The sequence below is a fragment of the Polaromonas sp. P3_B1 genome (genome assembly GCF_056402935.1).
This window is the reverse complement of sequence record NZ_JBFUGK010000044.1, coordinates 1-13,683: the sequence shown is the minus strand read 5'-3', so window position 1 is coordinate 13,683 and position 13,683 is coordinate 1. Positions and strand designations below refer to the sequence as shown.

Genomic DNA, 13,683 nt, shown 5'->3' with positions numbered 1-13,683 from the left:
AACTTACAGCTGCTGGAGGTATCGCGCCAACACGGGGTTGAACTGCCGGGGTGCCTCAAGCGGCGGCAGGTGTGCCGTGCCTGGGATCACCAAGCCCTGGGCCGCGGGCATGCGCCGCGCAAGCAATTCAGACCTCTCCTGCAAATGCGGCAGGTCAAGGTCACCCCACAGCACCAGCGCAGGTGCCTGGATCGCCTCCATGCGCTCCCATGCCGAGGGCTCCTCGGACGCCGCACCCGGGCTAGCGGCACGCAAGGCGCTACCGTTCATCGAAAGAAAGAGCCGGCGAGCTTCGCCGCTGACCCGATTGGGTGGACTCAAAGGGCCGTCCAGCCACAGGCGAGCCTGCAGTTCATTCTTGGCATCGAGGTCGCCCCGCGCCGCAGCAGCGCTGATCGCATCCATCAAGGCATTGACCGGATCACCATGGTGTGCCGTTGGCGCGCCACTGACCCCGGGCGCAACAAGAACCAGGCCTCCCACCCGGTCCGGCCGGGCCAATGCCGCGTCGATGGCAACACGGCCTCCCAAAGAGCAGCCGACCAACACCACCCGGTCATAGCCCAAGGCATCCATCACCGCCCAAAGGTCGGTCACATTGGAATGCGGCATTGGGTGCAAAGTGCGTGATTCCCCGAAGCCCCGGCGGTCATAGCTGGCGACCGGATGTGTTGTTGCCAGCCAGTCCCACTGGCTTTGCCACATGCGGCTGTCCGCGACGTTGGCGTGCAGGAAAAGCACCGGCATGCCGGTGGCGCCATGGTTTGCCTCATGCGCCATGGCCAGCAAGGCGCCTTGGACTTCAAGCCAGGTCATGGTTTTCATATCTGTGACGATACGCGATCGGCAGATCAGTATTTAATCCGTGCGGCCGTTAGTGACCCTCACCCCAACCCTCTCCGAGGGGGCGAGGTGGTTGGAGAGGAAGTTTCACGGTTTGGCCGGTGCTTTCAGCAGCGTTCCGGTACGACCGTCGACGATGGCGACGGCATGTGAACTCACGAAAAGGGATGGTACGGCGCCGAAATTCTGCAGGAGGTAGTACGCGTCCTGGTCGGCAAAGTAAGTGCAGTTGTAATCGGCTTGGCAAAGATGCCCGAACGACGAGGCAACTTCCTGGGGCGAGATCTTGAAGTGCGCCGGCTGCGAGAAGGCGGGATCGGAAACAAAAGCCCGGTTTCCGCGCATCTGGGCGCTACCCGCCTTTTGGTAGCGTGAGATGTCAACCGGGGTGACGCAGGCTGAGAGTAGCGTCAGCACGACCAGGGCGGTGAGTATGTTGCGCATGGGGTGTTTTATGGCTTCAGGTGGATGCGTTTATTTGGCTGCCGGGCTAGTCGTCGTTCGCAACAGACCATATTCCTGCCTTCAACTCAAGGCGCTTGGGACACGACTTTGCTTCAAGCAGGTCCGGGTTGCACCGGCCCGCGACCTTGACGGTCGCAGGCCCGCTCCATCGCACGTCGACAGGGCTCCAGTCGCTGGCGTCCGGCCCGTAGGTGTACTCAACGCGGGCTCGGCCTTTCCGCAATTCCCAGACCGCTACGCCGTTGGCGTCATAGCGTGCCTCACCGGCCGCCGAGAAAGTTACGGCTCTTTTGCGGTCGGGTGACACGGCGGGAAATCCCAGCATGGGGTATTGCCGGCCGCTCGTGTGGTCGATGGCAAGGTAGCTGCTGCCTTCCCAGAGGTGGGCGTAGAGAACGTGGAGCCGGGCATCCGGCAGGTATGTGAGGTAGATATAGCTCACGTCCTGGTCGCTCTCATTGTTCCTGTCTCTCAGCCGCACCGTCTTTTGGGTGGTGCGAATGCTTAAAAGCGGGCCCACTCGTGAGAACCGGAACGACTGGGCGGACTTCGCCTGGAAGCGTTCTATGGTTTTGGCGCATTCAAAAGAAGGCTGCCGGTTCTGGCACTGCACCAGGAGTTTCTGGTAGGCCGGTGGCTCGGCCTTGGCCGCACCGGCCAGTAAGGCGAGGGGGAGAAGGAGGAGGGCGCGCATGGGCGGTAACGGCATCAATGCGTTGTCTGCAGCACCCGCACCTACCACCAGCCGTTTTGCCCGAGCACCATCTTCTTGTAGTAGTCAATGTTCGCGCGCACAGCGTAAACGGCGGCGACACCATAGGTGAGCGCTTTGCCGAACCGGCCGAGACCGGCCACTTCCAGTGCGATTTCGAGGATCACCACGATTGCCACGCTCACCACAAACAGGGTGATGGCCTTTTTCCACATGCCCTTGGCAAGGTAGTAGAAGGGACCGAAGAGGAAAGCCAGCACGTTGAAGCTGATCTTCATGCGCTCACCGGTGCTCAGCTCTTTGTGCCGTGGCATCTTGACGCCGCCGGCTTTCTCCATCAGCATGAATTTGGTTTTCCAGGTGTCGGAAACCGGCAACTCGTCTATGGCCGCGGTGGCCAACGGTGAGGGCACATCGCTGACAGGCGCCTGCGGCGGCGCAAAAGGGTTGGGTTGCGTGGGCTGGTTCAAGAAATCCTCCCGGGAGTGATTGGACTTGTGCGGCGCTGCCGGCTGTATGACTCGGCCTTCGTGCTGTTGATTGCTTTATATCAGCATTGAACTTGCGTGTTTGCCTCGCGCCACGGCGCATGTTTGCCCATCACACCGGCATACAGCGCGCCGGCCTCAAAGCCCGCCAGCCAGGCCTGCAACCTGGGCCAGGCTTGCGTGGCGAACCAGGCGGCATCGGTGTGGGCGAACTGGCGCACAAAGGGCAGCAAGGCCATGTCGGCCAGGCTGGCGCGCGCGCCGAACAGCCATCCGCCCTCCAGCATGCCGTCCAGCTTCGCCAGCCATGCCGCGCCTTCCGTCCTGTGCAGCAGGGCAAACGCCTGCGTATCACCGGCCGATTCATCGGGGTAGCGATTGGGGTATTTGTAGCGGTCCAGGTGGCGCTTGAAGTCGCCGTCGTTGCCGGCGACCAGCGCGAGCATCTCGTCCAAGGAAGCCTGGGGCGGCGCAAGCCAGCTATGCGGGTCATTGCGCCGCAGCGCCCACAGCATCACCTCCAGGCTTTGGTCTATGACCGTGCCATCAGGCAGCACCAGCACAGGCACCGTGCCCTTGGGCGAGGCGGCCAGCAGCTCGGCCGGCTTGTCGCGCAGCACGACTTCGCGCAGTTCGTAAGGCTCGCCGCTCACGGCCAGCGCGAGGCGGGCGCGCATTGCATAGGGGCAGCGGCGAAAGGAATACAGGACGGGCAGGGCGCTGGTCATGACCGCAGTCAGGCGCCGGGCTGGCGCACGCCTATGTGCGCGGCCTGGCGTTTTTCCGCCAGCTCGACCTGGCGCTGGCGTTCGCGGTAGCCGGCTTTTTGTTCGTCGGTCGTCTTGCTGTGGCAGTGCGGGCAGCTCACGCCGAGTTCATACAGGGGCGACCTTCGATCTTCTTCGCTGAGCGGGTCGCGGCAGGAGCGGCACAGCGTGAAGCCGCCGGGCTTGAGCCCGTGGCCCACCGAGACGCGCTCGTCAAACACAAAACACTCGCCTTGCCAGCTGCTTTGCGCCTGCGGCACGGTCTCCAGGTACTTGAGGATGCCGCCTTCGAGGTGGTAGACCTCGTCAAAGCCTTTGGAGCGCAGCAGCGCGGTGGATTTTTCGCAGCGTATGCCTCCGGTGCAAAACATCGCCACCTTGGGCTTCTTGCCGTCACGCTCGGCGAGCTTGCCGCCCTCGGCCATCTCGCGCTCGACCCAGCCGGGCAGCTCCGAAAAACTGCCGGTGTGCGGATTGATCGCGCCTTCAAAGCTGCCGATGGACACCTCGTAGTCGTTGCGCGTATCCACCACCACCACGCCGGGCTCGTGGATCAGTGCATTCCAGTCCTGCGGCTTGACGTATTCGCCCGCCATCAGCGCTGGATGGACCTCGGGCACGCCCATGGTGACGATCTCGCGCTTGAGGCGCACCTTCATTCGGTAGAAGGGCATCTGTTCGGCCCAGGCCTCCTTGTGCTCCAGCCTGGCCAGGCGCGGGTCGGCGCGCAAATAGGCCAGCACCGCACGAACACCCTCAGGCAATCCCGCAATCGTGCCGTTAATACCTTCAGCGGCCAGCAAAAGCGTGCCTTTGACGCCGTGCGACTCGCATTGCGCGAGCAGGGGCCCCTGCAGCGCGGCGAAGTCGGGCAGTTCAACGAATTGGTACAGGGCGGCGGTCAGGAAACGGGACATGAAGAAAAAGGCGGGTAAACAGGTCAAGAGTGCCCCAAAAAGGCATTTTCAGCGGCTTAAGCCAAGCCTCCAATGGTAACGGGGAGGGCTTTTGTGCCTTAACAGCTGGATTTTGTGACGAAAGGCACTTCATTTAAGCCAGGCGGCATCGCTTTAAGCTCCTGACCGATAGACATTTTGCTGCAATGCAGCAAAATAACCGTGTACTTATAAATCGCACGCCGGCCCGGCCATACCGCGCCGTCCTCCATGACCCCTCAACTCCACCGCCCTTCATGTCCAAAAGCCTGAGCAGCCTCTGGCTGAAAAGCATGCGCCGCGTCAGCAAGGTCCAGCAGGCGGAGGGATTGCGCCTGTTCAAAAGCCTGTTGCCCAAGGCCGTGCCGGCCGGCAGGCCGCGCAAGCCCCAACTCAAACTGGTCAAGCCTGCCGCGACCCAGCCCGCCCGGAAAGCGCGCCGGCCTACGGCGGCGCAGGCGCGCGCCGCCGCAGGCCTTCCCGGCACCTGGCGCAAGGCCTGGTTCAGCTTGCCGGGGGACGGCCTCTACACCGATGCCCGGCGCATGATGTACTGGCTTTACCTTCCCGCCTCCGCGGCCGGGGTGTCCGATACGCCCGCTGCGCCGCGCCCGCTGGTCGTGATGCTGCACGGCTGCCGGCAAACCGCGGCCGACTTCGCTGCGGGCACCCGCATGAACGAGCTGGCCGAACGCAAGGGCTTTGCGGTGCTCTATCCGCAACAATCGGCCGCGGCCGATGCCCATCGTTGCTGGCACTGGTACAGGCAGGCCACGCAGCGGGGCGAGGGTGACGTCGAAGTGATCGCCGCGATGATCGCTCAGGTGCAAAACAAACACGGACTGGATGCCTCTCGCACCTATGTGGCAGGCCTGTCGGCCGGCGCCGCGCTGGCCGCCATCGTGGCCTTGCGCCACCCGCAGCTGGTTGCGGCCGTGGGCATGCACTCGGCGCCGGTGTTCGGCACCACGCATTCACCCTTCAGCGCCTACCGCGCCATGCAGCACGGCTCGGGTTCGTCCTACGGCGCGGCCGCGCGTTCCTTTGCCAGCCAGCAGCCGGAGTTCCCGGGCATGCCGGCCCTGCTGATCCATGGCAATCACGACAGCGTGGTGCGGCGGGTCAATGCCGACCAACTGGCCGAGCAGTTTGAAATCATCAACGGCCCGGTTATCACGCAGAGTGCCTCACGCGAAGGGCCCGTGGTGCGCCGCCATCCCGAGCGCCGCGGCGGCCGGCGGCCGCGCCATGCCTACCAGACCGCCACCTGGTACGCGGGCCGCAAGCCGCAGCTCGTCAAGTGCGATGTCGACATGCTGGGCCACGCCTGGAGCGGCGGCGACGCCAGCCTGGAGTTCAACGAACCCCATGGGCCCGATGCCGCGCTGATGATGTGGACCTTCTTCAGTTACCACCGCCGCGCCGCGGTATCGCCGCAACCTAAGGACGAGGCAGCAGGCTTGCCATAAAGCCGTCCACGGCCTCGGTGTACGCGCCTGGTAGCCCCAGCGTGGCGTTGACCTGCTCATGCGTGAGGTCCTGCGGCAGCACGCTTGCACGCACGCCTTTGGCCATCGCCTTGGCGGCAAAATCTTGCGCCTGCGGGCAAGGGCCGTCGCCGCGCTGCGTCGAGCACACCAGCAGCATGGGCGTGGCGTCCGGCGCCAGCACGGCGCTGGGCGACACGCTGCGCCAGTAAGCCGGGTCGGCACCGAACACCTTGTCGTAAAAGCGCATGTGGCGCGCCCGCATGATGCGCTCCAGGTCCAGCGCCGCACTGTCGAGCGCGACCGTGCCCAGCCAGGGGTGGGCGCCGGCCTCGCGTGCCAGCGCCGGCGAGGCCGCCAGCAGCGCCACCAGGTGCGCGCCGGCCGAGTGCCCCATGAGGATGAACTTCGCCGGGTCGCCGCCCCAGGAGGCCGCCAGGCCCTGCGCCTTGGCCAGCGCCGTGGCCACGTCGCGCGCCTGCAGCAGGGGGTCGGCCTGCGGCATCAGGCGGTAGCCGACCGAGACAAAGACATAGCCCTTCTGTTTGACCCAGTAGTCCACCTTGTTCTCCACCACCTTGGGCATGGCCTTGTTGCCCACCATCCAGGCGCCGCCGTGCACCATCACGATGACGGGCGCCTTCGCGGTGCTGCCCGTGGCCGGGGCCGGCAGGTAGACGTCCATGCGTTGCCGCTCGTCCTGGCCGTAGGGCAGGTCGGCGATGCGGCGCACGCCCTCGGGTACCGCCGGCGCGGCCAGGCTCAAGGTGGCGGAAAAAAGCAGCGCCGCGACAAGGCCGGCATGCCGCGCCCGGGTGGCAAAAAGCGTCATGAAAAATCTCCAGTCAATCAGCGTCCGGTAGGACGGGAAGAACGCAAAACCCTGCATGCGGCTCAGCCGGCCGGCTTGCGCGAGCCTTTTTTCGACACCACAAAGGTCTCGATGTCGGCCAGCGAAATGGCGCCGGTATGGTGGGTGTCGATGGCATCAAAGTTTTTGTACACCTTGGGCATTTTGGCCTGCGCTTCTTCACGTGTCAGCTTGCCGTCCCTGTTGGTGTCGGCCGCGTCAAAGCGCTTTTGCAGTTCGGTGCGGGCTTTTTCCAGGCGGCCGGCGTTGGGCGACTGTGTCTGGGCATGGGCCGCGGCGCCCAGCGCCAGCAGGCCCATGATTGAAAGAGCGCGGAGGTTGAAGGTGGGGGTCATGAAAGTGCTCCAGATAAAGGTTGGAAGGTTTGGAAGAATCCGCTTCGGTGGAAGGCGAGCCTCGCTCAGCGCGAGGGGCAGCTCATGGCCGTGCCGGTGGCGTCATAGCAGGTCGTGCTGCGCGTGACGCCGGTGGCCTGGTTGTAGGAAGCCGTGCTTTGCACGCTGTTGCCGGTAGCGGCGCTGGTGGCCGTGGTGTTGCGGCTGGCGTTCACGCTGCCGTCGGCGGTCTTGCTGCTGCTGCCGCTGCTTTCCACGCTGCCTTTGGCGCCGGTGGCGGCAAAGCTGCCACTGCGCTGTGCCGAGCCGTCCGCGCTGCGGCTCGCCTGGCCGGTACGCACGGCGGTGGCACCGTTGGGGCCTGTGCTGGAGGCGCTGCCCGCAGTACTGGCATTGCCTTGCCCGTCGGTGCTGGTGCTGCGGTTACGTACCCATGTGCCGCCGTTCGGGCCCTGGCGGTTGACCGCGGTGGTGGCTGTGACGCCGCCGTCGGCATTGGCTCGCACCGTGCGGTGGCCGGCCGCTTCGGCATCGGTGGCGGCAAAACCTGCGGCCAGCAGGGTAAAGGCGAGGGCGGTGGCGGAAAGCGTGGTTTTCATCGCGGGCTCCTGTGAGATTGAAGTGAGGTTTGAGGTCTTTCGGCGCCGCGCAAACCTGTATTGCAGCGCCGTGACGCCACTGTGGCCGCCAGATGTGAACCGCGCATGGCGGCAATCGGCCTCTTGATGACAAGGCATGAACAAACCCCGGCTTTGTCATCGTTTGTCATGATTTGCCGGGCGGCCGGCTTCGCGCGGGCCGCTACCATGGGGGCATCTTTCTTGCTGCGGGCGTTTTCCGATGGTTGTTTTCAACGCGGTTTCCTTTTTCGTGCAGACAGGTCCATCACCATGAGCGAGCCACTGGCCCGGGTCCTGGTGGTCGACGACGAGGCCGACCTGCGCAGCCTGCTGCAGCGCTACCTGGGCGACCAGGGCTATGCCGTGCGCACGCTGGAAGACGCCAAAACCCTGGACACGTTGCTGGCGCGCGAGCGCTTTGACGTGCTGGTGCTCGACGTGATGATGCCGGGCGAAGACGGCCTGGCGGTGTGCCGGCGCCTGCGCGCGCAGGGCGAAACCATTCCCATCGTCATGCTCACCGCCCGAGGCGACCCGGTGGACCGCATCGTCGGGCTGGAAATGGGCGCCGACGACTACCTCCCCAAGCCTTTCAACCCGCGCGAACTGCTGGCCCGCATCCAGGCGTTGGTACGCCGCCAGCGCATGCTGGGCGCGCACAGCGGTCCGCTGCCCGGCCGGGGCACGGTGCGCTTTGGCGACTTCACCCTGGCGCTCGATGCGCGCCGGCTGGACAAAAACGGCGAGGACGTGCCGCTCACCACCGGCGAGTTCAGCCTGTTGCAGGCGCTGGCGCTGCACCCCAATCGTCCGCTGGGCCGCGACAGGCTGATCGAGCTGGCCTACGGCCGCGACCACGAAGCCACCGACCGCAGCATTGACGTGCAGGTCATGCGCCTGCGCAAGCTGATCGAAGCCGATCCGTCGCAGCCGGCGCACATCCAGACGGTGTGGGGTGTGGGTTATGTGTTTGTGCCCGAAGGCGGCGCGGCCAGGCACGGCAAGGCGGGCAAGCCATGAGGCTCGTTGTATGACGCTGTTCCCGCGCAGCCTGTTCGGGCGCAACGTGCTGCTGATCGTGGTGCTCGTGGTGGTGGGCCAGCTGGCCAGCGCGCTGCTGGTGCGCCAGCTGATCGTCAAGCCGCGGCTGGCGCAGCTGTCGGTGGCGGTGGCGCGCAATGTCGGCGCCATCCGCGCCGGCCTGGCCGCCATGCCGCCGGCCCAGCGCGAGGCTTTTGTGRCGCAATTCAACCGCCGTGCCATGCAGGGTATTGCGGAGGACGAGGAGGGCGGCGGTCGCGGCCAGCGCCCGCTCCTGAGCCGGCTTGAGCGGCGCTTCGTCAATGAAGCCTCACGCGGCATTGCGCTGGAAGGCGAGGGCTCCGAAATCATCTGGCGCCGCGAAGCCGGCGGCAGCCTGGCGGTGCGGCTGCGCCTGGACGGCGCCGACCATTGGGTGACCTTGCCCGGCGTGCTGCCGGCGCGCGAATTCACCGGCGCATGGATCGCGGCCTCGCTCACCAGCGCCTTGCTGGCCTTGCTGGGCGCTCTGCTGATCCACCGCCACCTGAACCGGCCCCTGCGCCGCGTGGTGGCTTCGGCGCACACGCTGGCCGGCGGCGGCAGCCCCCAGCCGCTGCCCGAAGACGGCCCCACGGAAATCGCCGACCTGAGCCGCAGCTTCAACCAGATGGTACGTAGCCTCGCGCAAGCCGACGACGAGCGCACGCTGATGCTGGCGGGGGTGTCGCACGACCTGCGCACGCCGCTGACCAAGCTGCGCCTGGGCATAGAGATCTTGCGGGACAAGGCCGACGAAGAACTCATGGCCCGCATGACACGCGGCGTGGAAGAAATGGACGCCATCATCGGCCAGTTCCTGGACTTTGCCCGCAGCACCGAAAGCGAAGCGCCGGCGCCCGTGTCGCTGGATGCGCTGGCGGCCGAAGTGGCGGCCGCCTCGGCCGGCCAGGGCATGCCGGTGGCGTTGGAAGCCGGCAACCCGCCGCCCGTGCCCCTGCGCCCGCGCGCGATGCGCCGCGTGCTCACCAACCTCGTCGAAAACGCCTGGCGCCACGGCCTGCCGCCGGTCGCGATCGCCACCGGCAGCTCGGGCGATTCGGTCTGGATAGAGGTGACGGACCACGGCGCCGGCATTGCCGCCGCGCAGGCCGAAGCCTTGAAGCAGCCTTTTCGCCGTGCTGAAAGCACGCGCGGCGGCCCGCCTGGTGCCGGGCTGGGCCTGGCCATCGTGGACCGCATCGTGCGCGCGCATGGCGGCAGGTTTGAATTGCTGCCGGCCGCCAGCGGCGGCCTGTGCGCCCGGATCAGCCTGCCGCGGGCCTGAGGCCGCGCTTGCCAACGATAAAAACAAAAAAGGCCGGCACGCAGGCGCCGGCCTTGGGATCACCCTGCCTTCAGGGTGTTTTCAAAAATACGCTCAGAGGAAGTGGTAGCGCAGGCCGAAGTTGACCTGGTTCACCGCGCTGCTGCCCGTAGAGGACGTGCCGACGCGGTTGTAGCGCACCAGCTCCGCCGTGGCATCCACATTCGGCGAGATGGCGTAGGCCACGCCGGCGCCCAACGCCAGCGAGGTGTTGGAGCCCGTGGTCGACACATTGGCGGTGGCGCCGGTGCTGGATGCCGTGTCGAGCGAGGTGTGCCACTGCTCGACACCCGCGCGTCCGTAGACCGACCACTGGTTGTCCAGCGGCGCGATGCCCAGCACATGCAGGCCAAAGCCGTGCGCCTTCCAGGTGCCCGAGGCGCTGTCCGCCGCCGGCGAGGCGATGGCCGACTGCAGGTCCGTCGAGCCTATGCGGTCATAGCTGGCCTCAAAAGCCAGGTTGGGGTTGAGGCGGTAGCCCAGCCGCAGGCCGCCCGAGGTGCCCGGCGTGCCGGTCGAGGTGCTGCTGCCCAGCCCCTGGTTGGCCAGGGCGCCGTCAATGCTGCCGCCCAGGCCGGGCGCACGGCTGGCGGCGATATTGCCGCCGATGTAAACATCCTGTGAGTTTGCCGCCAGCGGCGCCGCCTGTGCCGGTTGCGCCAGCGCGGCGCCCAGGGACAGTGCAGCGGTGGACAGCCACAACAATTTGGATGAATAGGTGAACTTCATGTTTTCTCCGGAAAAAGCCGGCGCATGGCGCCGGCAGCTTCTGACCTGCCTGGGCGGGCAACAAGTGCCCTTGTTCAGCCCAGGCCGCGCAGGACCCTGCGCATCGCCATTGAGCGATGGCCCGGTATAGCGGCGGTCTAGCGCCGGTAAACCAACGGTAAAAAAATTGTGACTTTACGCAGCGCGCCGCGTGACTCGTCAGCGACGGGTCAGGCCGCCCGCTTGGCCTCAGGCGAAGTGCACCAGATTCAGCAGAGGCAGCGGGCCACCCGGAAACTGCGCCAGGCGCGCGCCCACGGCCAGGGCACCCAGGTCGATTCCCGAGAACCCGAGCCGCGCGATCAGCGCGGCCACGGTGGCTTTGGCTGCCGCATCGTCGCCCGAGAAAAACAGCACACGCTTGCCGCCTTCTGTGCCCGGGTCGCTGGCCAGCAATTTCGCCGCCAGATGGTTGAAGGCCTTCACCACGCGTGCACCGGGCACAAGGTCGGCCAGCACCTCGCTCGAAAGACGGCCGTTCAATTCGGCAGGCTTGAACAGCGGCGCTTCAATCGGGTTGTTGGTGTCGATGACGATGCGGCCGCCGAAATCCGGCAGGCCTGCCAGCGCGGCCGGCAGGCGGCCCCAGTTGACGGCGACAAACACGATGTCCTTGGCGGCCGCTTCTTCGCGTGTGCCGGCCTGGATGGTCGGGCCCAGTTCGCGCACCTTGTCCTTGAGCGAGTCCGGGCCGCGGCTGTTGGACAGTGTGGCGGGGATGCCGTGGCGGGCCAGGACGGTGGCGATGGCCGAGCCTATAGCGCCGGCGCCGAGGATGCCTATGCTGGGGATGTTGGCGTTGCTGTTGTTAACGGGGGTAGACATGAATTCACTCCTGGGGTCGTTGATGAGCTTGCTCATCGGGTTGTTGATGGAATGAATGATGGGATTTCGATTGMGTTTTGATAAGGCGGCAATGGCTTGAATCATCTTCAAGCATTTGTTTAAGATGTGGCCATGGAAACCCTGGCCAACCTTGAGTCCTTTGTGCGCAGCGCCGAGAGCCGCAGCTTCTCCGAGGCTGCGCGGCGCCTGGCGCTGACGCCCGCCGCGGTCAGCCGCAATGTCGCCATGCTGGAGCGCAACCTCGGCGTGCGCCTGTTCCAGCGCTCTACCCGCAAGCTGACTCTGACCGAAGCCGGCGAGCGCTTCCTGGCATCGATTGGCGGCAACCTCGACGCGCTGCAGTCCGCCATCGCTGCCCTGGCCGATGACAGCGGCGCGCCCGCCGGCCCGCTCAAAGTCAGCATGTCACCGACCTTTGGCGTCGAACACATTCTGCCGCTGCTGCCGGCCTTTCTTGAGCGCTATCCCCTGGTGCGCCCCGACTGGTATTTTGAAAACCGCCCGGTCGACCTGATCGCCGAGGGCTATGACGCGGCCATAGGCGGTGGTTTTGAACTCTCGCCCGGTGTGGTGTCGCGCCCCCTGGCGCCCATCCATCTGGTCGCTGTTGCCTCGCCCGCCTTTATGGCCGGCCGCCAGCCGCCCACCGACCCCGCAGGCCTGGCCGCGCTCAGCGGCATCCTTATGCGATCCAGCGCCACGGGGCGGCTGCGCCAGTGGGTGATGCGCGACGCGGCTGGCGCCGCAATGCCGGCTGCTCAACTCGAGTCCGTGTTGGTCAACGACCCGACAGCCATGCGGGCCGCAGCCTTGATGGGCCTGGGCGTGACCTTGCTTGCCGTGCCCGACGTGCTGCCGCAGTTGGAACGCGGCGAACTCGTCAGGCTGCTCCCGCGCTGGTATGTGGATGCGGGTGCCATCTCGATTTATTACGCCACGCGCAGCCAGATGCCCGCCAAGACCCGCGTCTTCATCGATTTTGTGGCCGAAGCCTTCGAACGCCATCAGCTGGCCCGGCGCTTTGCCGGCAGCCTGGGTTAGGTTTGCCTCCCACCGCCAGCAGACAGGGCGGACTTGAAACACAATCGCTGTCTTCACATCTCCCGCCAAGCGGAAGGCAGCTCTCCATGACCCAATCCCTCAAAGTCGCCGTGATGGGCGCAGGCGCCGTCGGTTGTTATTTCGGCGGCATGCTCGCGCGCGCCGGGCATCAGGTTGTGCTGATCGCGCGGCCCCAGCATGTGGCGGCCATTGAGCGCGACGGCCTGCGCATGGAAACCCGCATGTTCGACGAGCACGTGCGCCTGGCCGCCAGCAGCGACCCGGCCGCCGTCAAGGGCGCCGACCTGGTGCTGTTCTGCGTCAAGTCCACTGACACCGAATCGGCCGGTGCGCTGATGCGGCCGCATCTCAAGCCCGACACCCTGGTGCTGTGCCTGCAAAACGGCGTGGACAATGCCGACCGCCTGCGCGCGGTGCTGCCCAAAACTGCCGTGGCCGCCGCCGTGGTCTATGTCGCCACCGAAATGGCCGGCCCCGGCCACCTCAAGCACCATGGCCGCGGCGACCTGGTGATTGAGCCTTCGGCCCTCAGCGATAGCGTGGCGCAAGCGCTCATCGCCGCCGGCGTGCCCACCGAAATCTCCGCCAATGTGCGTGGCGCGCTCTGGGCCAAGCTCATCCTCAACTGTGCCTACAACGCCGTCTCGGCCATTGCCCAGCTGCCTTACGGCAAGACGGTGCAGGGCGAGGGTGTGATCGATGTGATGCGCGACGTGGTCGCCGAATGCCTGGCGGTCGCCAAGGCCGAAGGCGTGCAGGTGGCCGGCGACGTGCACACCGCCGTCGACAAGTTGGCCGGCAGCATGCCCAATCAGTACGCTTCCACCGCACAGGACCTGGCGCGCGGCAAGCCCACCGAAATCGACTACCTCAACGGCCTGATCGTCAAACGCGGCGAGGCGCTCGGCGTGGCTGTGCCCGCGAACCGGGTGCTCTGGGCCATGGTCAGGCTGCTCGAAGGAAAAGCTGCAGCGGGTTGAGTTCTGCGCTTGCCGCGACTACGCCAGCCAGTCAATCGATCGCCGCGGGGCCCCCATCCCTACCTTCCCCCAGCGGGGGAAGGAGCAAACCACCAGCGCCATCGCTGCTCCACTCTTT

The 13,683-nt window shown here is 66.0% G+C and carries 16 protein-coding genes; 5 read left to right on the top strand and 11 right to left on the bottom strand.

Annotation, left to right across the window (positions count from 1 at the left end; genetic code table 11):
* Positions 1 to 3 precede the first annotated feature (3 nt).
* The 6 genes from AC1DXS_RS21190 to trhO form a co-directional block, all read right to left on the bottom strand.
* Positions 4 to 825, bottom strand: a complete 822-nt coding sequence (locus AC1DXS_RS21190; RefSeq protein ID WP_477739437.1) for an alpha/beta fold hydrolase — start codon at positions 823 to 825, stop codon at positions 4 to 6.
* Positions 826 to 930: 105 nt separating this feature from the next.
* Positions 931 to 1,287 carry a hypothetical protein gene (locus tag AC1DXS_RS21185; RefSeq protein ID WP_477739436.1) on the bottom strand — a complete coding sequence of 119 codons (357 nt, stop codon included), beginning with the start codon at positions 1,285 to 1,287 and terminating at the stop codon, positions 931 to 933.
* 46 nt (positions 1,288 to 1,333) lie between these two features.
* The gene (locus AC1DXS_RS21180) at positions 1,334 to 2,002 is read right to left on the bottom strand and encodes a hypothetical protein (protein WP_477739435.1); all 669 of its coding nucleotides are present in this window, start codon (positions 2,000 to 2,002) and stop codon (positions 1,334 to 1,336) included.
* A 41-nt stretch (positions 2,003 to 2,043) separates the two neighbouring features.
* Positions 2,044 to 2,490: a DUF2628 domain-containing protein gene (locus AC1DXS_RS21175; protein WP_477739434.1), complete on the bottom strand. Its 447-nt coding sequence runs from the start codon at positions 2,488 to 2,490 to the stop codon at positions 2,044 to 2,046.
* A gap of 80 nt (positions 2,491 to 2,570) precedes the next feature.
* Complete coding sequence (locus tag AC1DXS_RS21170) at positions 2,571 to 3,236, bottom strand: glutathione S-transferase (protein WP_477739433.1); 666 nt, start codon at positions 3,234 to 3,236, stop codon at positions 2,571 to 2,573.
* An 8-nt stretch (positions 3,237 to 3,244) separates the two neighbouring features.
* Positions 3,245 to 4,192, bottom strand: a complete 948-nt coding sequence (gene trhO, locus AC1DXS_RS21165; protein WP_477739432.1) for an oxygen-dependent tRNA uridine(34) hydroxylase TrhO — start codon at positions 4,190 to 4,192, stop codon at positions 3,245 to 3,247.
* 275 nt (positions 4,193 to 4,467) lie between these two features.
* Between trhO and AC1DXS_RS21160 the strand changes: the two genes are divergently transcribed.
* Positions 4,468 to 5,679: an extracellular catalytic domain type 1 short-chain-length polyhydroxyalkanoate depolymerase gene (locus AC1DXS_RS21160; RefSeq protein WP_477739431.1), complete on the top strand. Its 1,212-nt coding sequence runs from the start codon at positions 4,468 to 4,470 to the stop codon at positions 5,677 to 5,679.
* On the opposite strand, the gene AC1DXS_RS21155 is transcribed toward AC1DXS_RS21160, so the two are convergent.
* The 3 genes from AC1DXS_RS21155 to AC1DXS_RS21145 form a co-directional block, all read right to left on the bottom strand.
* Entirely contained in the window at positions 5,651 to 6,529 is an 879-nt protein-coding gene (locus AC1DXS_RS21155) for an alpha/beta hydrolase (RefSeq protein WP_477739430.1), read from the bottom strand. The genes AC1DXS_RS21160 and AC1DXS_RS21155 overlap by 29 nt on opposite strands.
* 62 nt (positions 6,530 to 6,591) lie before the next feature.
* Positions 6,592 to 6,903, bottom strand: coding sequence for an EF-hand domain-containing protein (locus AC1DXS_RS21150; RefSeq protein WP_477739429.1), 312 nt, complete (start codon positions 6,901 to 6,903; stop codon positions 6,592 to 6,594).
* Positions 6,904 to 6,968: 65 nt separating this feature from the next.
* Entirely contained in the window at positions 6,969 to 7,502 is a 534-nt protein-coding gene (locus tag AC1DXS_RS21145; RefSeq protein ID WP_477739428.1) for a hypothetical protein, read from the bottom strand.
* Positions 7,503 to 7,793: 291 nt separating this feature from the next.
* Here AC1DXS_RS21145 and ompR point away from each other — a divergent pair, with 291 nt between their 5' ends.
* Both ompR and AC1DXS_RS21135 read left to right on the top strand, forming a co-directional pair.
* Positions 7,794 to 8,543: an osmolarity response regulator transcription factor OmpR gene (gene ompR, locus AC1DXS_RS21140; protein ID WP_074575082.1), complete on the top strand. Its 750-nt coding sequence runs from the start codon at positions 7,794 to 7,796 to the stop codon at positions 8,541 to 8,543.
* 10 nt (positions 8,544 to 8,553) lie between these two features.
* Positions 8,554 to 9,870, top strand: coding sequence for an ATP-binding protein (locus tag AC1DXS_RS21135; protein WP_477739427.1), 1,317 nt, complete (start codon positions 8,554 to 8,556; stop codon positions 9,868 to 9,870).
* A gap of 93 nt (positions 9,871 to 9,963) precedes the next feature.
* On the opposite strand, the gene AC1DXS_RS21130 is transcribed toward AC1DXS_RS21135, so the two are convergent.
* Together AC1DXS_RS21130 and AC1DXS_RS21125 are read right to left on the bottom strand one after the other, a co-directional pair.
* Positions 9,964 to 10,638 (bottom strand): outer membrane beta-barrel protein, encoded by a 675-nt coding sequence (locus AC1DXS_RS21130; RefSeq protein WP_477739426.1) that lies wholly within the window; start codon positions 10,636 to 10,638, stop codon positions 9,964 to 9,966.
* Positions 10,639 to 10,866: 228 nt separating this feature from the next.
* Positions 10,867 to 11,502, bottom strand: a complete 636-nt coding sequence (locus AC1DXS_RS21125; protein WP_477739425.1) for an NADPH-dependent F420 reductase — start codon at positions 11,500 to 11,502, stop codon at positions 10,867 to 10,869.
* A 132-nt stretch (positions 11,503 to 11,634) separates the two neighbouring features.
* Here AC1DXS_RS21125 and AC1DXS_RS21120 point away from each other — a divergent pair, with 132 nt between their 5' ends.
* Both AC1DXS_RS21120 and AC1DXS_RS21115 read left to right on the top strand, forming a co-directional pair.
* The gene (locus AC1DXS_RS21120; RefSeq protein ID WP_477739424.1) at positions 11,635 to 12,564 is read left to right on the top strand and encodes a LysR substrate-binding domain-containing protein; all 930 of its coding nucleotides are present in this window, start codon (positions 11,635 to 11,637) and stop codon (positions 12,562 to 12,564) included.
* Between the two features lie 86 nt (positions 12,565 to 12,650).
* Positions 12,651 to 13,565, top strand: a complete 915-nt coding sequence (locus AC1DXS_RS21115) for a ketopantoate reductase family protein (RefSeq protein WP_477739423.1) — start codon at positions 12,651 to 12,653, stop codon at positions 13,563 to 13,565.
* Positions 13,566 to 13,683 lie beyond the last annotated feature (118 nt).

Excerpts from the sequence above, each read along its gene's own strand:
- AC1DXS_RS21190 (WP_477739437.1), bottom strand. The coding sequence starts at position 825 with ATGAAAACCATGACCTGGCTTGAAGTCCAAGGCGCCTTGCTGGCCATG.
- AC1DXS_RS21185 (WP_477739436.1), bottom strand. The coding sequence starts at position 1,287 with ATGCGCAACATACTCACCGCCCTGGTCGTGCTGACGCTACTCTCAGCC.
- AC1DXS_RS21180 (WP_477739435.1), bottom strand. The coding sequence starts at position 2,002 with ATGCGCGCCCTCCTCCTTCTCCCCCTCGCCTTACTGGCCGGTGCGGCC.
- AC1DXS_RS21170 (WP_477739433.1), bottom strand. The coding sequence starts at position 3,236 with ATGACCAGCGCCCTGCCCGTCCTGTATTCCTTTCGCCGCTGCCCCTAT.
- trhO (WP_477739432.1), bottom strand. The coding sequence starts at position 4,192 with ATGTCCCGTTTCCTGACCGCCGCCCTGTACCAATTCGTTGAACTGCCC.
- AC1DXS_RS21160 (WP_477739431.1), top strand. The coding sequence starts at position 4,468 with ATGTCCAAAAGCCTGAGCAGCCTCTGGCTGAAAAGCATGCGCCGCGTC.
- AC1DXS_RS21155 (WP_477739430.1), bottom strand. The coding sequence starts at position 6,529 with ATGACGCTTTTTGCCACCCGGGCGCGGCATGCCGGCCTTGTCGCGGCG.
- AC1DXS_RS21150 (WP_477739429.1), bottom strand. The coding sequence starts at position 6,903 with ATGACCCCCACCTTCAACCTCCGCGCTCTTTCAATCATGGGCCTGCTG.
- AC1DXS_RS21145 (WP_477739428.1), bottom strand. The coding sequence starts at position 7,502 with ATGAAAACCACGCTTTCCGCCACCGCCCTCGCCTTTACCCTGCTGGCC.
- ompR (WP_074575082.1), top strand. The coding sequence starts at position 7,794 with ATGAGCGAGCCACTGGCCCGGGTCCTGGTGGTCGACGACGAGGCCGAC.
- AC1DXS_RS21130 (WP_477739426.1), bottom strand. The coding sequence starts at position 10,638 with ATGAAGTTCACCTATTCATCCAAATTGTTGTGGCTGTCCACCGCTGCA.
- AC1DXS_RS21125 (WP_477739425.1), bottom strand. The coding sequence starts at position 11,502 with ATGTCTACCCCCGTTAACAACAGCAACGCCAACATCCCCAGCATAGGC.
- AC1DXS_RS21120 (WP_477739424.1), top strand. The coding sequence starts at position 11,635 with ATGGAAACCCTGGCCAACCTTGAGTCCTTTGTGCGCAGCGCCGAGAGC.
- AC1DXS_RS21115 (WP_477739423.1), top strand. The coding sequence starts at position 12,651 with ATGACCCAATCCCTCAAAGTCGCCGTGATGGGCGCAGGCGCCGTCGGT.